Raw genomic sequence first — 20904 nt, forward strand, 5'->3', positions numbered from 1 at the left:
TATTCAGGATTAAACGAAGCGGTGATATTCAGGTAAATCGGGGATGAAAATCGGGTTTTCGGAATAGTACTAAAAAATGTTTTCTGTGGAGAAATTCATAGGTTTTATGAGCCTGCAGGCGGCGAGTAGAAGCACAAATTAAAAAATGACGGATGGAATCGTGCAGTGCCTGTCGGGAAATCGTGCGTCAGTGGCCTGCAGGGAGGAAGCCTGGCAGCGTCAGAGGGGGTCAGACACGGCGGAATAAAAGGCAACACCGCGTTTACCGTTCTTCTTTATGCGGTACATGGCTTCATCAGCACGTGCCAGGGCGGTATCAAAGTCATCTTTTACCTCAACCTGTGACACGCCTACTGACGCGCCTATGTGCGCGTGCCCGTTAGCCAAATCAAAAGGGGTAAGTACCGCATCAAGGCAGGCATGCGCCAGCTGTCTGACCTGCGGCTGCCTGAGTGCAAACGGCAATAGCAGGACGAACTCATCGCCGCCGAGCCGGCCAATGATTACTTCTGCCGGGGAGAGCTCAGTCAATCGCTGGCTTAACTGAATTAACACTTCATCACCGCTGCGATGCCCCAGGGTATCGTTGACGTGTTTAAAGTTATCCAGGTCAATAAAGACAACGCAGAGCGGCCCCTGCGCTTTCATTTCACAGAAATCATTTTGCAGGGCATGGCGATTATTGAGCAGCGTAAGGGGATCGTGCAGCGCCAGCAGAGCGAGCTGTTCTTCATATTGCTTTTCTTTGGTCATGTCGATGTGAGTACCGATGACTTTAACCGGCTCGCCATGCGCGTTCCACTCGCTGACCCGGCCCCGATCCAGCACCCACGTGATACTGCCATTTTTGGCGATCATGCGATGCAGCGCTTCATAGTAAGGCGCTTTTCCGGCGATATGATCGTTAAATGCCCGCAAAACTTCGGCGGCATCATCAGGATGCAGACTCTCTTTCCACGATTCGAAGTTGGCGTCGGTTTCTTTAGGCTGGAAGCCGAGCATCGCACCCCAGCGTCGGTTGAAGATCACCAGTTTGCCGCTGGGAATATCAAGCTGCCACAGGAATAATCCGGTGCCATCCAGTGCCGCGTTGAGTTTTGTACGAGCGTCATGCGCTATACGCTTCAGACGCGCATTATGCTTTTTCAGGTTCTGTATCTGCAGACGCAGCGCTTCTTCTGACATGATCATGAGAGAACTGTAAAAATGGCTATTGTGCCTGTCAGGTTGATTCTGTAAAGAGTGGCTACTAAAACACGATTAGCCGCGGCCAATTGCAGGCTGGACAGCACATCAGGCGGTGCGGGTCTGGCAACACAGCACAGAGGCGAAGCAGCAAATTGGTTTCACCGTGAAATCTGTTTGCATTGCTACAGCGTTGTGCGGCGAAATGCGCCGGACTGAAGTGAAATTCGGAAATGTCGGGGGAGTCTGGCGAACCTTCGATAACGGGTTCGTGCCATAACGCAAAAACCCGCCAGAGGCGGGTTCTTTAAAGATGGTGCCCGAACCCGGACTAAAATGCCGGGAGCATTTTTGCATCGCGCGTCAGCGCGACCCGAAGGGCGAGCCACAGGATGTGGCGAGTGTATCGAAACTTCGATAGCGGGTTCGTGCCAGAACGCAAAAACCCGCCAGAGGCGGGTTCTTTAAAGATGGTGCCCGAACCCGGAATCGAACCAGGGACACGGGGATTTTCAATCCCCTGCTCTACCGACTGAGCTATTCGGGCAACGGGGCGCATTAAACCAAAGCGGCCCGGCAGCGTCAAACGCTTTTCACCAAAATCACATCGACTGACGGCTTTTCCATCAACTCAAATATCGGGTTTGACCCGGCGCAAAAATCTCGCGTCTGGCCGGATAAATTTTAGTCAGCGGAGCGGTAAAGGCTCCATTGTGCCGCGATTTTGCCGATATATGAGGCGAGACCAACACTAATAATAAGGATCGCCATGTTTTCCACCATTACATCAGGTATCACTTCACGCCACGGCTGGCAGAAGCGGGCTCACTCAGCGGCCACGCTGAGCTCGCTCAACGGCTCCATCGCCATGGTTGAGTTCTCCCCCGATGGCACCATTCTCAGCGCCAATGCGCTGTTTCTGGCGCGCATGGGCTACACGCTGGCGGAGATTGAAGGCCAGCACCACAGCCTTTTTTGCACGCCGGAACAGCTTCAGTCGCGGGACTATCAGGATTTCTGGCTGCGGCTGAACCGGGGCGAAAGCTTCAGCGATAAATTTCTGCGCATGGCGAAAAACAGCCGCCCGATCTGGCTGGAAGCCAACTATGTGCCGGTGCAGAACCGCCATGGCCGGGTGATTAAAATCGTCAAACTGGCCACCGACATTACGGGCCATATCAACGATGCCCAGGAGCAGCGCGCCATTACCACCGCCATTGAACGGTCGATGGCGGTCATCGCCTTTAACCTCAAAGGTGAAGTGCTGAAAGCCAACGACAACTTTCTGAAAACCATGGGCTACCGTCGTGAAGAGGTCGAAGGGATCCACCACAGTCGTTTCTGTTCGCAGGCCGTACGCGACAGCCGCGAATATAGCGAGTTCTGGCAGCAACTGAACCGGGGTGAATTTGTCTCGGGTCAGTTTCCCCGGGTGAATAAACGGGGTGAGACGGTCTGGCTACGCGCCACCTACAATCCGGTATTTGACGAGCAGGGCCGACTCTACAAAATCGTCAAATTCGCCACGGATGTGACGGCACAAGTTGAAAAGAATCAGCAGGAGCATGATGCGGCGCAGCGGGCTTATCACACCGCACTGCAAACGGATGAAAGCACAAAGCTGGGTGCCGATGTGATCGCCAGCAGCGTGGAAACCATGAATGCGCTGGCGGGTGAACTGCAGGGGATCTCCGGTGATATTACCGGCCTGAGTGAGTCTTCTGATCGTATCGGCGCGATTGTAGAAGGTATTCGCCGGATCGCCGATCAGACCAACCTGCTGGCGCTGAATGCCGCCATTGAAGCAGCGCGGGCGGGCACCCATGGCCGCAGCTTTGCTGTGGTGGCTAATGAAGTCCGCACGCTGGCAGCCAACATTAACCGCGCCACTACCGACATTGAAAACCGGATTCAGCAAAATCATCTGCTGGCAAGCCGGGCGCTGAAAGGTATTGAGTCGAACCTGAAACGTGCCGATCAGGGTGTACAGCTGGCTCAGGAGGCGGGCGGCGTGATTGCAGAAATCCGTGAAGGCGCAACGGACGTGGTGCGTGCCATCGGACAGGTCACTAAAACGCTTAAAGTCTGATGCTCTGCGGGGGCCTTCGTCCCCCTTTTTTACGGTGTGGCCTGAGCGGGTGCTTCTGGCACCGGCGGGATAAAGATATGGTCCAGAATATCCCGCATCACGGGCGCAGCCGTTACCCCTTCCCCGCCACCATTCTCCAGAATTAACGCCACCGCCACTTTCGGGTCATTAAACGGTGCAAAGGCGGTATAGAAGATATGGTCACGCAGCCGCACTGGGATCATCTTCGCGTTATAAGTCTGGTTCTGACGCAGGCTGAATACCTGTGACGTCCCGCTCTTCGCCGCGATGCCATAAGGAGCCGTATGGAAATATTTATAACCGGTGCCGTTGGGCGCGTTAGCCATGCCAAACATCGCGTGACGCACCAGCGACCAGTATGGTGAGTGAGGATCGCCAATCTGCGCCTCGTGCTGTTGTGGATGGTAGTTTTCCACCAGCGTGCCGCGCTGGGTTTTCTCCAGCAGGTGCGGTGCGATGACCCGACCGTTATTGATCAGTGCGACCATCGCCTTCACCATCTGAATCGGCGTCGCAATCCAGTAGCCCTGACCAATGCCTACCGAAACCGTATCGCCCTGATACCAGGCCTTTTTATGCACCTTCTGCTTCCACTCACGGCTTGGCAATAAGCCGTTGTACTCTTCATTCAGGTCGATGCCGGTCGATTTACCATAGCCAAACTGGCTGAGCATGGTGTGAATCCGGTCAATGCCCATCATGAAAGCCACCTGATAGAAGAAGGTGTCGGCGGACTCTTCTATTGCGCGAGTGACATCCAGCATGCCGTGCCCGGTTTTCTTCCAGTCGCGATAGCGCCGGTCCGTGCCCGGCAGCGTCCAGGTCGGCGCACCAAAGAACTGCGACTGTGGCGTAATCACATGGGTCAGCAGCGCCGACATCGCCATATAAGGCTTCACCGTGGAAGCGGGTGGATAGAGTCCCTGCGTGACGCGGTTGATCAGCGGCAGGTCTTTATCCTGCAGCAGCTTTTTGTAGGCCTGATAGCTGATGCCTTTCACAAACGGATTCGGGTCGTAGCTGGGACTGGAGACCATCGCCAGCACGGAGCCGTCGCGCGGATCTTCAATCAGCAGCGCCGCACGCTGTCCGGCCAGCAGGCTCTCCACATACTGTTGCAGATGCAGATCCAGCGTCAGCGTCAGGTTTTTACCCGCGACCGGCGGCACCTCTTTCAGCACCCGCACAATGCGGCCATGGTTATCTACTTCCACTTCCTGATAGCCCGGCTTGCCATGCAACAGCGCTTCGTAATAGCCCTCAATCCCCTGCTTGCCGATGTTGTGGTCAGCCGCATAGTTTTCGGCGATACCTTCCGCATTCAGCCGTTTGTAGTCGTTATCGTTGATTTTCGAGACATAACCGATCACATGGGCCAGATCGGCCCCATAGGGATATTCACGATCCTGGTAGGTCTCAATGCTGGCACCGGTAAAGCGGAACTGATTGACCGCAAAGCGGGCAACCTGCTCTTCGGTCAGCTCCTCCTTCAGCACGACCGGCTTGTAACGACTGGTCTGCTTCAGCGCACGGCGGAAAGTGTCGATCTCATCGGGTGTCAGATTTACGATCGGCGTCAGCGCCCGCAGCGTGGCATTCATATCGTCAATTTTATAAGGCGTCAGCGTGATGGCGTACCAGCTGACGTTACGCACCAGCGGAATACCGTTGCGGTCATAAATCAGCCCGCGCGTCGGGGCGATGGGAATCATCTTGATGTCATTCTGGTTGGAGCGCGTCTGGTAGTAGGCATGGTCGCGCACCTGTAAGCGGAAAAGGTTTACGCCAAGAATAGTGAAACAGAGACAGACCAGAGCAAAGGCGATTGCGGCGCGACGGGCAAACAGCTTCTCTTCAGCATCGAAGTTACGAAAGTTCATCAGGGGGCATTATCAGGCGACTAATTATTATCTGTTATTGCACACTATGATAAAGCGCGATCGCAGGCGTGCCAGCGCGAAGATGCACAAGCCTCGGCAAAAGTGTGTCATTTGATGTGAATGTTACCGGGAAAGCGAGGCGGGAAACTCAGATCCTCCGGTTAGGGAGGATCTGAACAGGCGATCGGGCAGCAGTCGGGAATCGTCACCCGCCGCGCGGATTAATCACCCAGCAGGACAGACTCCAGCGCAATCTTGATCATGTCGTTGAAGGTTGTCTGACGCTCAGCAGCAGTCGTCTGCTCGTGCGTACGGATATGGTCTGATACGGTACAGATGGTCAGCGCTTTCGCACCGAACTCTGCAGCCACACCGTAGATACCCGCGGCTTCCATCTCAACGCCGAGAATGCCATATTTTTCCATTACGTCGAACATCTGCGGATCCGGCGTGTAGAAGAGATCGGCAGAGAAGATGTTACCTACGCGCGCTTCAACACCCAGGTTTTTCGCCGCATCAACCGCGTTACGCACCATGTCGAAGTCAGCAATCGCCGCGAAGTCGTGATCTTTGAAACGCATACGGTTCACTTTGGAATCAGTGCAGGCACCCATACCAATCACGATATCACGCAGTTTTACATCAGGGCGTACGGCACCGCAGGAGCCGACACGGATGATCTTCTTAACGCCGAAGTCCGTGATCAGCTCTTTGGTGTAGATGGAGCAGGAAGGGATACCCATTCCGTGACCCATTACAGAGACTTTACGGCCTTTGTATGTGCCGGTGTAGCCCAGCATGCCGCGCACGTTGTTCACTTCAACCGCATTTTCCAGGAAGGTTTCTGCGATGTGTTTTGCGCGCAGCGGATCGCCAGGCATCAGTACGACGTCTGCGAAATCACCCATTTCAGCATTAATATGAGGGGTTGCCATTGTTTAATCCTTATTAAATTGCTGATTTACAGCATGTTCTTGCCATAGTCCATCTCGGACAGGCCAAAATAGTGTGCAATTGTCTGACCAATATCAGCGAAAGTCTCGCGGTATCCCAGTGAACCCGGCTCCACTTTCGGTCCGTAGATCAGAATCGGAATGTGCTCACGCGTATGCTCGGTGCCTTCCCAGGTCGGATCACAGCCGTGGTCAGCAGTCAGGATCAGGATGTCATCTTCGCCAACCAGCGCCATCAGCTCAGGCAGACGACGGTCAAACAGCTCCAGCCCGCCCGCATAACCGGCGACATCACGGCGATGTCCCCAGGTTGAATCGAAATCAACGAAGTTGGTGAACACAATCGCCTGATCCGGCGCGGTTTTCATCTCCTGAATCGTCGCGTCAAACAGCGCATCCAGACCGGTCGCTTTGACCTTTTTGGTAATGCCCTGCTCCGCATAGATATCGGCGATTTTACCCACGGAGATCACGTGACCGCCCTTCTCATCCACCAGCTTTTTCAGCATGGTGGCGGATGGTGGCTCAACAGCCAGATCGTGACGGTTACCGGTACGCTCGAACTGACCCGCTTTATCACCCACAAACGGACGGGCGATCACGCGGCCAATGTTGTAGCCCCCTTCGGTCAGCTCTTCACGGGCGATTTCGCACAGCGCATAGAGCCGCTCAAGACCAAAGGTCTCTTCGTGACAGGCGATCTGGAATACGGAGTCCGCAGAGGTATAGAAAATCGGCTTGCCGGTTTTCATATGCTCTTCGCCCAGCTGGTCGAGGATCACCGTACCTGAAGAGTGGCAGTTACCGAGATAGCCTGGCAGGTCGGCGCGCGCAACCAGCTTGTCCAGCAGTTCCTGCGGGAAGCTGTTCTCTTTGTCGCTGAAGTAGCCCCAGTCAAACAGCACCGGCACACCGGCGATCTCCCAGTGGCCTGACGGCGTATCTTTACCTGACGAAAGCTCACTGGCGTAAGCATACGCGCCGGTGATTTTTGCCTCAGGATCCAGACCCGCCGGGAAGCGGCCGGTCGACAGCTCGGCGGCTTTACCCAGCCCCAGCGCGGTGAGATTAGGCAGATGCAATGGGCCTTTACGTCCCTTGTCTGCTTCACCGTTAAAACAGGCTTCGGCGATATGACCTAGGGTATCTGAACCTGCGTCGCCGAATTTATCGGCATCTTTACTGGAGCCAATTCCAAAGGAATCGAGAACCATAATAAAAGCACGTTTCATGCAAGTCTCCTGCGCATTGGCGCGTGACAAGTCAAAAAAAAGCGATCAGATCAGTATACCCGAATGCATCGCGGCTGGCACCGGTTACTGGTCAGTTAGCTGAGATCGCTCACACGGCGATAGACGACCGGCGTCTCAGCCGGGGCGGAATCCCCGAGCACCAGCGCAGCTTTAACCGCTGCGGCGGCCTGCTGCCATTTGTCTTCGCTGCTGGCGTGAATGACCGCCAGCGGACGATGCGCATCGGCACGTTCGCCCAGGGTGATCATTTCGCTGAAGCCGACGCTGTAATCGATGCTGTCGCTGGCGCGCTGACGTCCGCCGCCCATCGCCACCACCGCCAGACCCAGCGCACGGGTATCCATGCTGCTGACGATGCCTGGCTGGTCGGCATAGACCGGTTTGCTTAGCAATGGCGCGGGCAGATAAGCGTCGTAACGTTCGACGAAATCAGCCGGTCCCTGCTGGGCAGCGACCATGCGGCCAAACACCTCAGCCGCCTTACCGTTATCCAGCACCGTCATCAGCTTCTGACGCGCGTCGACGTCGCTGGCGGCGAGTTTGCCGGAGATCAGCATTTCGCTACAGAGCGCCAGCGTCACTTCCAGCAGGCGCGGATTCCGCTGTTCACCGGTCAGGAAGCGCACCGCTTCGCGCACTTCCAGCGCGTTACCGGCTGAAGAAGCGAGAACCTGATTCATGTCCGTCAGCAGCGCGGTGGTCTGGCAGCCTGCGCCGTTGGCAACGCCAACAATCGACTGCGCCAGACTTTCTGAGGCTTCATAGGTTGGCATAAATGCGCCGGAACCCACTTTGACATCCATAACCAGCGCATCCAGTCCTTCTGCCAGCTTCTTGGCCAGAATCGAGGCGGTGATCAGCGGAATGGAATCGACGGTGGCGGTGATGTCACGCGTCGCGTAGAAGCGCTTATCCGCCGGGGCCAGCGAGCTGGTCTGGCCGATAATCGCCACACCGACCTGCTTAATGATGTCGCGGAAACGGTCATCACTGGGGAAAATATCGAAGCCCGGAATCGCTTCCAGTTTATCCAGCGTGCCGCCGGTATGACCCAGACCACGACCGGAAATCATCGGCACATATCCACCGCAGGCAGCGACCATCGGCCCTAACATCAGCGACGTCACATCGCCGACGCCGCCGGTCGAGTGCTTATCCACCACCGGCCCGTTAAGATTGAGTGATTTCCAGTTAAGTACCGTACCGGAATCACGCATCGCCATCGTCAGCGCGACCCGCTCTGGCAGCGTCATGTCGTGGAAATAAATGGTCATCGCCAGCGCGGCAATCTGACCTTCCGAGACGGTGTTATCACGCACGCCATTAATGAAGAAGCGAATCTCCTCTTCAGTCAGCGCCTGGCCGTCACGTTTTTTGCGAATAATTTCTTGTGGCAGAAACAAAGTAGCCCCCTGGTTCAGGGAAATCAGGATGGAGAACAGGCGGTCAGCGACCGCCTGAAAGATCAGTAACCCGCTTTGCTGGTGTCGCTGTCATGACCCAGGGTGTTGAGCAGGCTCGCCAGCAGGCTTGATGCACCAAAGCGGAAATGGCGTGCATCGGCCCAGTCGGCACCTAGCGTCTCTTCTGCCATCTGCAGATAGATCGCGGCATCTTCAGCAGTGCGTACGCCGCCCGCCGGTTTAAAGCCAACTTCCTTACTAACGCCTTTGTCACGGATCACATTCATCATGATCTGCGCCACTTCCGGCGTGGCGTTAACCGGCACTTTACCGGTGGAGGTTTTAATGAAGTCGGCACCCGCGTCGATAGCAATCTCAGAAGCCTGACGGATCAGCGCTTCTTCTTTAAGCTCACCGGTTTCGATGATGACTTTCAGCAGCACGTTCGCTTCAGCACAGGCGGTTTTACAGGCTTTCACCAGATCGAAACCAACCTGACTGTTACCGGCGATCAGCGCGCGGTACGGGAAGACCACATCCACTTCATCTGCACCGTAGGCGATGGCGGCGCGGGTCTCTGCCAGTGCAATATCGATGTCGTCATTGCCGTGCGGGAAGTTAGTTACCGTGGCGATGCGGATTTCCGGCGTACCCTGCTCGCGCAGCGTTTTACGCGCAATCGGAATAAAGCGCGGATAGATACAGATGGCGGCGGTGTTACCTGCCGGGGATTTAGCCTGATGACAGAGGGCGATCACTTTTGCGTCGGTGTCGTCGTCATTCAGGGTGGTTAAATCCATCAGTTTCAGGGCGCGCAGGGCAAGAGGTTTAATATCGGTCATGAGGCTCTCCAAAAGATCGGGGTGCAACCCACCGGCTTGCCGGCGGAATGTTATAATAATAACACTCAGAAGCGGCCTGATATGTGCCAGTAGTCACATAGGGATAAGAAATTGATGCAATTGCGTCACAATCACTGTGACTTAAATCGCAGATAACAGCGTTTAATGGCCATTATACGCCAGCCGACCCAATGTTACTATTATCACATTTAAGCGCTGATGAGGCAGATCCGGTCAGTTACGCAGCGTTGGGAAAGCGGGATCGAGCCGGAACAGCTGCTGACTGTTGTGCCACAGTGCATCGGCAATCTCTTCGGGTGATTCCTCTCGCAAGCTGCAGAGTACTTCCCACACCTGACGCGCCCGTTCCGGGCGGTTTGGCTGGCCCTGAAAGCCCTGCAGTGGCATATCGGGTGCATCGGTTTCCAGCAGCAGCGCAGAGAGCGGCAGCTGTGCTACGGTCTGACGGGTTTTGCTGGCGCGTTCATAGGTAATGGTCCCGCCAATGCCAATCGCATAACCCAGCTTAATAAAGGCCTGTGCCTGCTGCAGGCTGCCTGCAAAACCGTGCACCACGCCACGGCGCGGCAGATCGAGACGACGCAGAATCTGCGCCAGCTTGTCATGGGTGCGCCGCGAATGCAGGATCACCGGCAGCTGATACTGTTTTGCCAGCTTCAGCTGTGCTTCGAGAAAGCGTTGCTGCTTATCAAACTGCGGATTGTCGCGATAGAGATCCAGCCCGATCTCGCCGATCGCCACCAGCTTACGTGGCCGCTGTTGCAGTAAGGTTTCCAACTGCCCGAGATGCACCTCAAGGTGATTTTCAATGACGATGGGGTGCAGGCCCAGCGCCGCGTAGAGCGGCGAATGTTCCGCGGCCAGCGCACAGACACGTTCGAAGCGGCTGGCATCAATCGCCGGAACAATAATCTTCTCTACGCCCGCCTCAGCTGCGCGCGCCAAGCTGGCGGCAACATCCCCTTCGAAAGGCGGAAAGTCGAAATGACAGTGCGTATCGATAAACGTCATGCCAGCGATCCCTTGTCGTAATCCGCATCATTGTCCGCCAGCGGCGGCGTGATAATCAATCGGGTATCCGGCGCATTGGCAACCGGCGCAGGCGGGGTGACGATGCGCGCTGAGACCATCGGTTCAGCATCGCTCAGCCACTGGCCCAGCGTGGCGAGGAAATAGCGACCACAGCGCCGCCCCAGATGATAATCCTGATTCAGCGCGGCAACCCGGCTGCCCAGGGCACTGCTGGCCAGCACGTGCGGCGGAAAAATTTCGATAATGCGCAAATCGTCGGGAGGATTCTCAATAAACTGCTGAATTTCCCGATAGCTCTGCTCATGCTTATTCAGCACGTTGATCATCGGCTGCAGCGCGCCAGTACTGAGCCAGCGCTCCATCCGTTTAAACCATTTTGGGGTGTAGAACATCTGCGATGGCACTGTGCGGATCACCACAATGGTATCCGCACCGCGACGTGCGGCCTCGCGCACCGGAATCGCATCGCTGATGCCACCATCGAGATAGCTTATCCCTTCCAGATTGACGCCCAGCCGGTAGAAACCGGGAATCGCACTGGAAGCTTTGATCAGATCCAGCCAGTTGTCGGCGGTGGGCGTAAAGTAGCCGGGCGAATAGTCGTCGCTGCGGCAGGCGCACATATAAAACTCGCGGCCGCTGGAGAACAGCTGTTCCGCACTACTCATCGCCAGCGGAAATTCACTGCGGGTGATATCGATCAGCCAGTCGAGGTCGATCAGGTTGCCGCCACGCACAAAGCGCAGCGGATCAAAAAAGAGTTTACTGGTGGTATAGCGGGTAATCACGCGACGGGCATAGCCGGGCTGACCACAGACAAAGGCAGAGAGATTTTGTGCACCGGCAGAGGTGCCGAGCATCAGTTGAAAAGGATTAAATCGGGCGCGCTGAAATTCGTCCAGTACCCCTGCGGTGAAAATGCCGCGCTGACCGCCGCCTTCACAGACCAGGGCAATTTTCTGAGCTTTAAAGGGTGTCAGGGCCAGAGGTTCAATGGCGCCGAGTGTGACAGGAATGCGTATACCCACTGTGCGAACCTCAAAAAAGGGTTCCGGGTATGCTGGAGGAGGGATCCGTTAAAGACAGCAGCATTCCGGAGAACCAGTCATCTATTCCTTTAACCGGCAGGCCAGCTGAACTGGCTTGCCATCGCAGCGATGTGAAGGTGTCCCTTTCTTCACGTCAGTCGCTGCAGATGACTGGTCTCCGCTCTATGCTTTGCGTTGCATTACGCTGCAGGACTCATCGGCTAAAGCTTTTTACGGCCGGTAAACAGGCTGATGAGGAACAGGATAATACCAACGACGAAGACAACTTTAGCTGCCCATGCTGCTGTGCCCGCTAAACCGCCAAAACCTAACGCTGCAGCGATCAGTGCGATCACCAGAAAAATAATGCCCCAACGAAACATAAGCCTCTCCTTACCCTATTTAAAAATCGAACTGCTTATTTAATCCCCGGATGGGTATCTTTTATCCATGCGGTCAACGAAGTGACCGCACGCAAGCTTAAGATTTAACCGTCAGGTCATTCTTAACGCTTTTCACGCCTTCAATGGCTTTAGCGATGCTTTCTGCACGATCTGACTGTGCCTGAGTAGCAACATGCCCTGAAAGCTGAACAACACCGTCGGTGGTCTCAACTTTTACGTTGCGCGACGGAACAATGTCGTCTGCTAATAGCTTAGCTTTAATTTCGCTGGTCGTAGCGGCATCGCCGGCATAACCTTTCACTGAAGATGATTTGCTGTCTCTGACGTGTAGTTTGTCGCTGACGGATTTAACACCTTCGATTTTCTGCACCACCGCCACAGCCTTTTCAGCCTGATCCTGTGAGGTGACGAAACCGCTTAAGGTCACGACGCCGCTATGCGTTTTTACCGAGATATCCGTGCTTTTAATGGCGTCGTCATCCACCAGTGCCGCTTTGGCTTTGGCGGTGATGCCGCTGTCATCCATATAACCATCGACTTTTTTCATAGAACTATCGATTTTCGAACCCGCGCTGTCGGCTGTCTGTGACGCTTTCTGCGACACTGATTCGTCAGCCAGTGCACTGCCGCTGATCAGTGCTGAGCCAATCATGGCGGCCATCAGGGTTTTAGCAATCTTAGTCTTGTTCATCGATATCTTCCTTCTATCAGTTAACTCACCCAAAACTGTGGGCGAAACAGAGGCACAGGTGCCGCTGCGTTACAGGACGTAAGGACAAGAGAAGTCTCTTCCGCCGTCCGATAGAATAATCATAGACGGCATTTTGCGATTTGCCTGGCTAACTGGTTGATCACACGTCAAAACAGAAAAAAAACGGGGTTTTTAGGAGGAGTCTGGAGTGGGGAAATCAGGGCCATTCCCTGCTGGAATGGCCCTGAAACAGGCGATTAGTGCTCGCGCGTTTTACGGAAGGTCACGTCGGGATAACGTTCCTGCGTAATATTAAGATTGACCATGGTTGGCGCAATATAAGTCAAATTATTGCCGCCATCGAGCGCCAGGTTAACTTCGTTTTTACGCTGGAAGTCCTCAAACTTTTTCGCGTCGCTGCATTCAACCCAGCGCGCCGTAGAGACGTTAATCGCTTCGTAGATCGCTTCGACGTTATATTCGCTTTTCAGACGTGCCACGACCACATCGAACTGCAGTACCCCGACCGCGCCAACGATAAGATCGTTGTTATGCACCGGACGGAACACCTGCACGGCACCCTCTTCCGACAGCTGAACCAGCCCTTTCAGCAGCTGTTTCTGCTTCAGCGGATCGCGCAGGCGAATACGACGGAACAGTTCTGGCGCGAAGTTCGGAATACCGGTGAACTTCATGTTCTCACCCTGGGTAAAGGTGTCGCCAATCTGAATGGTGCCGTGGTTATGCAGACCGATGATATCGCCAGGATATGCTTCTTCAACGTGTGAACGGTCGCCCGCCATAAAGGTCAGGGCGTCGGAGATCACCACATCTTTGCCGGTGCGTACCTGACGCAGCTTCATCCCTTTTTCATATTTACCGGAGACCACACGCATAAAGGCCACGCGGTCACGGTGTTTCGGGTCCATGTTGGCCTGAATCTTAAACACGAAGCCGGTGAACTTCTCTTCTTTCGCTTCAACCGTACGGGTATCGGTCTCACGGGGCATCGGACGCGGCGCCCAGGAAACCAGGCCATCCAGCATGTGGTCAACGCCGAAGTTACCCAGCGCGGTGCCGAAGAAGACCGGCGACAGTTCGCCACTCAGGAAGGCCTCCTGCTCGAACTCGTGCGAGGCGCCCTGCACCAGCTCCAGCTCTTCACGCAGCTGTGCCGCCAGATCTTCACCGACCGCGGTGTCGAGATCCGGGTTGTTCAGTCCCTTCACGATGCGCACATCCTGAATGGTATGCCCTTTACCGGTCTGGTAGAGATAGGTCTCATCTTTGTAGAGATGGTAAACCCCTTTGAACAGCTTGCCGCAGCCGATAGGCCAGGTGATCGGTGCGCAGGCGATTTTCAGCTCGCTTTCAACCTCATCCAGCAGCTCCATCGGATCGCGGATGTCACGGTCAAGTTTGTTCATAAAGGTCAGGATGGGCGTATCGCGCAGACGGGTCACTTCCATCAGCTTGCGGGTACGATCCTCGACGCCTTTGGCGGCATCGATCACCATCAGACAGCAGTCAACCGCAGTCAGCGTACGGTAGGTATCTTCCGAGAAGTCTTCGTGACCTGGGGTATCCAGCAGGTTCACCAGGCTATCGCGGTAAGGGAACTGCATCACCGAGGTGGTAATGGAGATACCACGCTGTTTCTCCATCTCCATCCAGTCCGACTTGGCGTGCTGGTTAGAGCCACGGCCTTTTACCGTACCGGCGGTCTGGATAGCCTGTCCGAACAACAACACTTTTTCGGTAATGGTGGTTTTACCGGCATCCGGGTGAGAAATGATCGCGAAGGTGCGGCGGCGTGCCACCTCTTCTAAAAAGGGATTAGACATGGAATTCTTCTCAATAGGCAGCGCAACGTACTGGCGCTGCTGATAAATCACGGTGGCCGGCAGAACCTTACCGGCGGGTAAACGGTGCCAAAACGATGTTTTATCGTTGGCGGGTCAGCGCGAAGTTACATTGGCGTGAAGTCCGGTTACCTGGTCAGCTTTAAGGCGGCATAGCATACAATATTTTGCGCGCGCGGCCTACAGGGAAGGGGCGGCATTTCGCAGAGGGAGAATCGGAGAACAGCGGATGCGGCAACAGAATCTGGCGGGTCTGCACCCGCCCCACTCTGTTATCCCAATACCTTTCTGACGCAGGCTTTGAAGATCTGCACACCAATCTCCAGCGAGCTGAGATCGAAACGCATGTCGGGATGATGCAGTCCTGGCGTCAGGTTAGTGCCCAGCCCCCAGAAGCCCGCCTTCACACCCGGACGCTTCACCGGATAGTAGAAAAAGTCCTCGCTGCCCGGCGTGGTTCGGATCGGCAGTGCGCCCTCTTCACCCAGCACTTCAACGATGGCCGCGCGGATTACCGCCGTCGCCTCATCATCAATCTCGGCGGCGGGCATCTCTTTCAGCACGCGGACCTCGGCAGTGGCACCCAGTGCCGCCACGCTGTGAGTAATGGCGCGCGTGACCTGCTCTTTCAGCTGCGTCATCGGCCCGTTCTCCTGCGAACGCAGATCCCATACCACGCGGGCTTCATCCGGCACCGAGTTGGTGACACCGGCATCACACAGGAAGCGGGTCGCCTTGACGCTCCAGGTCAGGCCGGGTGAAAGATGGAGGGCGTTGACGGCCTGAACCGCCTGCACGGCGGCATCCAGCGCGTTCACGCCAAGATGCGGTCGCGCCGCATGAGCGGGCTGGCCTGTGATCGTCGCTTCCAGCGTGCTGCAGGCGGAGTAGAGCACCGCAGGCACCGCCTGACCAACCACGCACTCCTCCAGCGGACGCAGATGGAAGCCCAGAATCATCTCCACATCATCCAGTGCGCCACCTTCGATCATCGAGAGCGCACCCGCACCCAGCTCCTCGGCGGGCTGGAACAGAATCTTCAGCCGGCCACGTTTCACCGTGCCCTCCTGCAGCAGCGCCGATGCTGCCGTCAGCACTACCGAAGAGTGTCCATCGTGACCACAGGTGTGACGCGCACACGGCACGCCATCAATGATGTGGCCCAGCGCATCCATATCAGCACGCAGCGCCAGCACCGGCCCCGGCACACCGCTGTCGATCTCCGCCACAATGCCGGTGGTGTTATTGATGTTGCGCGTCACCTTCAGGCCCGCTTTCTCAAGCTGATCGGCGATGTAGGCCGAGGTTTTCACCTCCTGAAAACCCAGCTCCGGAATTTCATGCAGATAGTGGTAATGCTCTAATACCTTAGACACAGCGTTACTCCTGAATAAACAGACGCATAACAGACATTGCGATCAGCGCGTTGATGATGCTCACCAGCATCAGCAGCGGCCAGTATTTTTTGGGCACATCGGCCACGCCCAGCAGCCGCCCCATATATTGCAGCTGCGATCCCATCAGGAAAATCGCCGGCGCCAGAATGGTGATATCTGCACCGGTCAGCAGCCCTTTGGTCAGCAAGCTTACCGCGACGCCGGTGCCCGCCGACGAGGAGAGCCAGGCGGTGAGCAACACAGTAATCGCCTCGCCCGGCAGGCCAAACAGCCCCATCACCGGCGCAAACACATGTCCGAGGAACTGCATAATGCCGAGCAGGTTCAGCACTTCTGCCAGCACATAGGCCATCACCACATTCGGCATCAGGTTGTGAATGGCGATATGAAAGCCTTTACGCGCACCGGTCACAAACACATCGAACGGATTACTGCTTGTCGCAATTTTATTTTCCATCCGCGAAATCCTTCTTATAAACACTGTTTAACACAGCGCGCGTTATCGCCGCACCGACAAATTTCAGCACGAACATTAATAACAGCGGAATAATGATCGGCAGCGTCATTGAGGCGAACAGCGCTGAACCGATGGCGAAGTAATTATTGATTAATCCGGCACCCGAATATTGCCAGGCACTCATCACCACCAGCTCTTTTTTGCCAATCTGTTTCTGGTCAGCCATCTCTTTGGTTAATGCCGCGCCCGCGTCGGTGCTTTGCAGGTCAGTGATTAACGCCAGACCGCAACGACCCGGCAGCCCCATCAGCGGCTTAAGCAGCGGCGTCAGTAAGCGATGTGCCGCGCGAATCGCGCCATAGTGGGTAAAGATTTCCAGCACGCCCAGCGCCAGCATTACCGTCGGCGTCAGCGACAGGGCAAACAGGAAGCCTGCTTTGGCACTGAGTCCGCCTGCGCCAAGAAAGGTGTTGCTGGCGGGATCTTTCATGGTGCCGAAGCTGCCGCCCAGCGTGGTGAAGTCAAACGCACCCAGCCATTTAAGGCCCTCGACGTTATAAAACAGCCCTGAGAAAAACAGAATGGCAAAAATTAAAGCGATATAACTGCCTTTGGTCGCCGTCATTTTTACCGGATTAACCACACTCTCTTCTGACATTATTTTCTCCTGATAACATGGCCTGCCGCCCGTTTCCTGCCGTGGCAAGTTTCAATATATGGAACTCAGTTCTAAGCAGGATTTATGCCAGAGCCGCCTGGAGAACGATTGGTAACGCCTTATTTGCCGACACAGGACGTTTAATCCACGCCATACCTCTTATCGCGCTCTGAAAATGATTTTTCAGAACACAACGTTATATTTCCGGGACGTCATCAGATGGTGGGTATTTCGTCTGCCGCAGCGACCATTGCACCAGCAGAATAGCTATCGCCCGCACTATCATGGTGCTGATTCTCCTGATGTTGTTGCCTGATATTGCGCGATACAGAATGAGAATTGGTCGCATTCAATTTCCGAAATAATTCTATTTAAATCAATCAGATAAATTGACTCATTTTGCGGAAAAGGCTTCACTTTACTAACATGTATGATGCATAATTCACCGCATCCACCTGTTTATTTAACATCTTCTTAAAAGGACTCGGCCATGCTGACTGCTGAAATGACTGGGCGTTTAAACGACCAGCTGAACCTGGAATTTTTCTCTGCCAATCTTTATCTGCAAATGAGCGCCTGGTGCAGCGACAAAGGCTTTGAGGGTGCCGCTTCCTTCCTGAAGATGCATTCACGTGAAGAGATGCAGCACATGCAGCGTCTGTTTGACTACCTGAGCGATACCGGCGGCATGCCGGTGCTGGGCACCATCGCAGCGCCACCGGTTTCTTTCACCTCGCTGAATGAAATCCTGCAGCAGGCGCTGGAGCATGAGCAGCTGATCACCAGCAAAATCAATGAGCTGGCACACGCCGCTATGACGTCACAGGATTACTCTACCTTCAACTTCCTGCAGTGGTATGTTGCCGAGCAGCACGAAGAAGAGAAGCTGTTCAAAACCGTGCTGGATAAACTGGCGCTGGTCAGCAACAGCGGCAACGGTCTGTTCCTGGTCGATAAAGACCTGGGCCGCATGAGTACCGAGAACCACGCAGAGTAATATCTTTCAGGTCGGTTCAGGCTGCTGACAATTCCCTGGTACGCTTTCAGGAAGCAATGATAAAGCTTATGTAGCAGGGAATACGGTCAGAGGAGGAAAGCGTCCCGCGCCATGGACAAAAAACGCCGGGAGCGTTTTTGAACAACGCAACGCGTTGGCCCGGCCAGGGGCGCACCTCAGGGATGAGGTGCGTAATCGCGCGGGTCGAGCGTGTCATGGATGACAGCTTTTGCGTCTTTCCGATCTGACCGTATTTCCTGTTCAAGCACGATCTCACAGCGAAGCAGGTCCGATTTTGCTGTTGCCCTTAACGGCCCTCGCTTCGGGGCCGGACTTTTCTTCACTGCCTCCTCAACACCGCTATCCCAGACGGTAACTCGCCGCTTTCTCGCCATTTACCCACAGCTCACGACGTTCACCCGCAGGCAGTAATAGCGCGATCTCCCGCCAGGCGGGCTGATAATCGCCGCGTTTTTCTACCGTCAGGTCGATTCGGCTGGCGCTGCTGCACAACGTCCAGCTCAGCCACAGCGCGTTGCCCTGCTGCCAGCCGTGGCTCTCGCCATCATCGTCAAACATTTCGCCTTGGGTGGTTACGCCTTCCGGTGCCGGCCACAGTTGCCACTGCCGCACAGTATCGCGCCGCGCATCGGTGGTGGTTTCGCACTCACCCAGCGGGATCACCGCACCCGCCCGCACCAGCAGCGGCAGCCGATCCAGCGGCGCATCAAGGGTGATGGTCTCGCCGCCCGCAAACGCTTTGCCGCTGTGCCAGTCATACCAGCCGCCCTGGTTACGTGGCAGATAGACTTTCCGACTGCGCGCGCCCTGCTCCACGACGCTAGCGACCAGCAGATCGCGGCCCAGCATAAAGTCATCACACTCCTCATACGTCAGCGGATCCTGCTCATGGTCGAGGAAGGTCGGACGCAGCATTGGCTCATCTTCCACGCTCGCCTGCCATGCCAGGTTGTAGAGATAAGGCATCAGACGATAACGCAGGCGGATCGCTTCGCGGATCATCGGTGTCACGTCCGGGTACATCCACGGCTCGTTCACCGTGTGATCGTCATTCCACGAGTGGATGGTAAAGCGCGGATGCATCACGCCATTCTGAACCCAGCGCACAAACAATTCAGCGTCCGGCTTGTCGCCAGAGAAGCCGCCGACATCGTGTCCGACGTTAAACAGCCCGGAGAGACTCATTCCCAGCCCCATGCGGATGTTATAGCGCAGGGTCTGCCAGCTGGTACGGTTATCGCCGCTCCAGGTCTGCACATAGCGCTGCATCCCGGCACAGCCGGAACGGGAGATCAGATAGGGGCGTTTGTCTGGCGCAAACTGCTGCTGCGCTTCCATCGAGGCGCGCATCATCAGCAGCGGCATCACCGGCCGGATATGCTTGATGGCGATCGGCTGACCAAAACCGTGACAGCGCGCCTCACCATCCCACACTTCATATTCGTTGTTATCGTTCCAGGTGGAATCGATGCCTTTCTCCAGCAGCTGCTGCGTGACATTCTCCTGCCACCAGCGCACCGCTTGCGGATGGGTGAAATCAAGGTGCGATCCCTCATCATCCCAGAACACCGAACGTTCGGGACGATCGAACTCAGAGTCACGAATAAACAGCCCCTGCGTCGCCACTTCCTGGTAGCGCGGATGATCCTGCAGCAGACAGGGCTTGATGTTGGCCGCCAGCTTCATTCCGGCAGTGTGAAATGCGTCGCTCAGCGCGTTGGGGTTCGGGACTTTGTCGTAGTTCCAGTTGAAGACATAGCGCTTGTTATTGATCGAGGTATAACCGGACGAGAGCTGGAACGAGTCGCAGGGGATTTCATGCTCGCGACACAGGCGGATAAAGGATTGCAGCTGCTGCTGTGCGTCCGGCGCGTCGGTGTAGTGCATGGTCGAACCGCTGTAGCCCAGGCTCCACTTCGGCTGAAACAGCGTACGCCCGGTCAGACGGACAAAAGCTTTGGTGACGTCGAGCAGCGTCGGGCCGAGCATCATATAGTAATCGAGATCGCCCGCCTCGGCACGGTAACGGCGATAAGGCAGATGGTAGTTATCCAGCTCGTTACCCAGATCGAGCCAGCTGCTGCTGAGGTTGTCATAAAACAGGCCGAAGCTGACGCCATCGCGCTGCGTCAGGGTAAACGGAATATGTTTATAGAGCGGATCGGTGCTGGCGGCGTTATAGCCCATCGCGTCGAGATTACGCATCTCGAAACGCCGGTTAACGCGGTTCAGGTCGCCGCTCTTCTCGCCCAGACCATACACCCGATCCTGCGGCTGACGACGCTGATAGTGCTCGACGCCATCGCCGTGGGCATTGAGCAGATAGGCACCGGTGTGACGATCGGCGGTCAGCGGCTGCCAGCTCTCACCATCAAACTGCTCCCAGCTCAGGCAGAGCGGCTGATGCACGGTGACCCGCAGCTGTCGGGTGCTGATGCGCAGTTGCTGCGCATCATGCTCCACCTGAAACGCGGGCAGCGTAAAGCCATCCAGCGCCTCACGGTCACGTCCCTGCCAGGGCACATCGTGCTCTGGCGCAATGCTCCAGGTGCGGTTCAGCGCCAGCTCGCCGTCGCGCTTCAGCAGCACGCGCACCAGCTTCTCTTCCAGCACGTAAAGTCGCAGGAAATGTCGAGCGTCGACCTTGAGTTCAACAAAGTGATCGGCCTGCTGATGCAGCGTCCAGTTCTTCAGGGTTTTCATCGCGATA

Annotated in this window: 17 protein-coding genes and 1 tRNA gene; 2 read left to right on the forward strand and 16 right to left on the reverse strand. The window is 55.8% G+C overall.

Annotation, left to right across the window (positions count from 1 at the left end):
• Nucleotides 1-219 precede the first annotated feature (219 nt).
• A complete protein-coding gene (locus FA92_RS14750) occupies nucleotides 220-1185 on the reverse strand; it encodes a sensor domain-containing diguanylate cyclase (protein ID WP_013359008.1) in 966 nt (321 codons plus the stop codon).
• 471 nt (nucleotides 1186-1656) lie between these two features.
• A tRNA-Phe gene (locus tag FA92_RS14755) sits at nucleotides 1657-1732 on the reverse strand.
• Nucleotides 1733-1954: 222 nt separating this feature from the next.
• On the opposite strand from FA92_RS14755, the gene FA92_RS23810 reads away from it, so the two are divergent.
• Nucleotides 1955-3274, forward strand: coding sequence for a PAS domain-containing methyl-accepting chemotaxis protein (locus FA92_RS23810; RefSeq protein WP_013359009.1), 1320 nt, complete (start codon nucleotides 1955-1957; stop codon nucleotides 3272-3274).
• Between the two features lie 29 nt (nucleotides 3275-3303).
• Here the strand turns inward: FA92_RS23810 and mrdA are convergent, their stop codons facing one another.
• The 13 genes from mrdA to FA92_RS14820 all read right to left on the reverse strand — a co-directional run bounded on the left by mrdA (nucleotide 3304) and on the right by FA92_RS14820 (nucleotide 17176).
• Nucleotides 3304-5175: a penicillin-binding protein 2 gene (mrdA, locus tag FA92_RS14765; RefSeq protein WP_033784035.1), complete on the reverse strand. Its 1872-nt coding sequence runs from the start codon at nucleotides 5173-5175 to the stop codon at nucleotides 3304-3306.
• A 221-nt stretch (nucleotides 5176-5396) separates the two neighbouring features.
• The gene (gene deoD, locus FA92_RS14770) at nucleotides 5397-6110 is read right to left on the reverse strand and encodes a purine-nucleoside phosphorylase (protein WP_013359011.1); all 714 of its coding nucleotides are present in this window, start codon (nucleotides 6108-6110) and stop codon (nucleotides 5397-5399) included.
• Nucleotides 6111-6136: 26 nt separating this feature from the next.
• A complete protein-coding gene (deoB, locus tag FA92_RS14775) occupies nucleotides 6137-7360 on the reverse strand; it encodes a phosphopentomutase (RefSeq protein ID WP_033784036.1) in 1224 nt (407 codons plus the stop codon).
• Nucleotides 7361-7455: 95 nt separating this feature from the next.
• Complete coding sequence (gene deoA, locus FA92_RS14780) at nucleotides 7456-8784, reverse strand: thymidine phosphorylase (protein ID WP_033784037.1); 1329 nt, start codon at nucleotides 8782-8784, stop codon at nucleotides 7456-7458.
• 62 nt (nucleotides 8785-8846) lie between these two features.
• Nucleotides 8847-9626, reverse strand: coding sequence for a deoxyribose-phosphate aldolase (gene deoC, locus FA92_RS14785; protein WP_013359014.1), 780 nt, complete (start codon nucleotides 9624-9626; stop codon nucleotides 8847-8849).
• Nucleotides 9627-9860: 234 nt separating this feature from the next.
• Nucleotides 9861-10658 (reverse strand): TatD family hydrolase, encoded by a 798-nt coding sequence (locus FA92_RS14790; protein WP_033784038.1) that lies wholly within the window; start codon nucleotides 10656-10658, stop codon nucleotides 9861-9863.
• Nucleotides 10655-11707, reverse strand: a complete 1053-nt coding sequence (locus FA92_RS14795; protein WP_033784039.1) for a patatin family protein — start codon at nucleotides 11705-11707, stop codon at nucleotides 10655-10657. Before FA92_RS14795 ends, FA92_RS14790 begins: the two co-directional genes overlap by 4 nt.
• A gap of 221 nt (nucleotides 11708-11928) precedes the next feature.
• A complete protein-coding gene (locus tag FA92_RS22780; RefSeq protein ID WP_003848537.1) occupies nucleotides 11929-12090 on the reverse strand; it encodes a DUF1328 domain-containing protein in 162 nt (53 codons plus the stop codon).
• Between the two features lie 97 nt (nucleotides 12091-12187).
• Nucleotides 12188-12802 (reverse strand): molecular chaperone OsmY, encoded by a 615-nt coding sequence (gene osmY / locus FA92_RS14800; RefSeq protein WP_013359017.1) that lies wholly within the window; start codon nucleotides 12800-12802, stop codon nucleotides 12188-12190.
• A 257-nt stretch (nucleotides 12803-13059) separates the two neighbouring features.
• On the reverse strand, nucleotides 13060-14646 hold the full coding sequence (gene prfC, locus FA92_RS14805; protein WP_033784671.1) for a peptide chain release factor 3: 1587 nt from the start codon (nucleotides 14644-14646) through the stop codon (nucleotides 13060-13062).
• Between the two features lie 290 nt (nucleotides 14647-14936).
• Nucleotides 14937-16040 (reverse strand): M20 peptidase aminoacylase family protein, encoded by a 1104-nt coding sequence (locus FA92_RS14810; RefSeq protein ID WP_033784040.1) that lies wholly within the window; start codon nucleotides 16038-16040, stop codon nucleotides 14937-14939.
• Between the two features lie 4 nt (nucleotides 16041-16044).
• Nucleotides 16045-16518 carry a YjiG family protein gene (locus FA92_RS14815; RefSeq protein ID WP_003848518.1) on the reverse strand — a complete coding sequence of 158 codons (474 nt, stop codon included), beginning with the start codon at nucleotides 16516-16518 and terminating at the stop codon, nucleotides 16045-16047.
• Nucleotides 16508-17176, reverse strand: a complete 669-nt coding sequence (locus FA92_RS14820; protein ID WP_013359020.1) for a nucleoside recognition domain-containing protein — start codon at nucleotides 17174-17176, stop codon at nucleotides 16508-16510. Before FA92_RS14820 ends, FA92_RS14815 begins: the two co-directional genes overlap by 11 nt.
• A gap of 490 nt (nucleotides 17177-17666) precedes the next feature.
• On the opposite strand from FA92_RS14820, the gene ftnA reads away from it, so the two are divergent.
• A complete protein-coding gene (gene ftnA / locus FA92_RS14825; RefSeq protein WP_010248984.1) occupies nucleotides 17667-18173 on the forward strand; it encodes a non-heme ferritin in 507 nt (168 codons plus the stop codon).
• Between the two features lie 360 nt (nucleotides 18174-18533).
• Here ftnA and FA92_RS14830 read toward each other — a convergent pair whose 3' ends face one another.
• Entirely contained in the window at nucleotides 18534-20897 is a 2364-nt protein-coding gene (locus FA92_RS14830) for a glycoside hydrolase family 31 protein (RefSeq protein ID WP_033784041.1), read from the reverse strand.
• Between the last annotated feature and the right edge of the window lie 7 nt (nucleotides 20898-20904).

It is taken from the genome of Pantoea sp. 9140, from assembly GCF_000745295.1.
GTDB classification, from domain to species: Bacteria; Pseudomonadota; Gammaproteobacteria; order Enterobacterales; family Enterobacteriaceae; genus Pantoea; species Pantoea vagans.

Excerpts from the sequence above, each read along its gene's own strand:
- FA92_RS14750 (WP_013359008.1), bottom strand. The coding sequence starts at position 1,185 with ATGTCAGAAGAAGCGCTGCGTCTGCAGATACAGAACCTGAAAAAGCAT.
- FA92_RS23810 (WP_013359009.1), top strand. The coding sequence starts at position 1,955 with ATGTTTTCCACCATTACATCAGGTATCACTTCACGCCACGGCTGGCAG.
- mrdA (WP_033784035.1), bottom strand. The coding sequence starts at position 5,175 with ATGAACTTTCGTAACTTCGATGCTGAAGAGAAGCTGTTTGCCCGTCGC.
- deoD (WP_013359011.1), bottom strand. The coding sequence starts at position 6,110 with ATGGCAACCCCTCATATTAATGCTGAAATGGGTGATTTCGCAGACGTC.
- deoB (WP_033784036.1), bottom strand. The coding sequence starts at position 7,360 with ATGAAACGTGCTTTTATTATGGTTCTCGATTCCTTTGGAATTGGCTCC.
- deoC (WP_013359014.1), bottom strand. The coding sequence starts at position 9,626 with ATGACCGATATTAAACCTCTTGCCCTGCGCGCCCTGAAACTGATGGAT.
- FA92_RS14790 (WP_033784038.1), bottom strand. The coding sequence starts at position 10,658 with ATGACGTTTATCGATACGCACTGTCATTTCGACTTTCCGCCTTTCGAA.
- FA92_RS22780 (WP_003848537.1), bottom strand. The coding sequence starts at position 12,090 with ATGTTTCGTTGGGGCATTATTTTTCTGGTGATCGCACTGATCGCTGCA.
- osmY (WP_013359017.1), bottom strand. The coding sequence starts at position 12,802 with ATGAACAAGACTAAGATTGCTAAAACCCTGATGGCCGCCATGATTGGC.
- prfC (WP_033784671.1), bottom strand. The coding sequence starts at position 14,646 with ATGTCTAATCCCTTTTTAGAAGAGGTGGCACGCCGCCGCACCTTCGCG.
- FA92_RS14815 (WP_003848518.1), bottom strand. The coding sequence starts at position 16,518 with ATGGAAAATAAAATTGCGACAAGCAGTAATCCGTTCGATGTGTTTGTG.
- FA92_RS14820 (WP_013359020.1), bottom strand. The coding sequence starts at position 17,176 with ATGTCAGAAGAGAGTGTGGTTAATCCGGTAAAAATGACGGCGACCAAA.
- ftnA (WP_010248984.1), top strand. The coding sequence starts at position 17,667 with ATGCTGACTGCTGAAATGACTGGGCGTTTAAACGACCAGCTGAACCTG.
- FA92_RS14830 (WP_033784041.1), bottom strand. The coding sequence starts at position 20,897 with ATGAAAACCCTGAAGAACTGGACGCTGCATCAGCAGGCCGATCACTTT.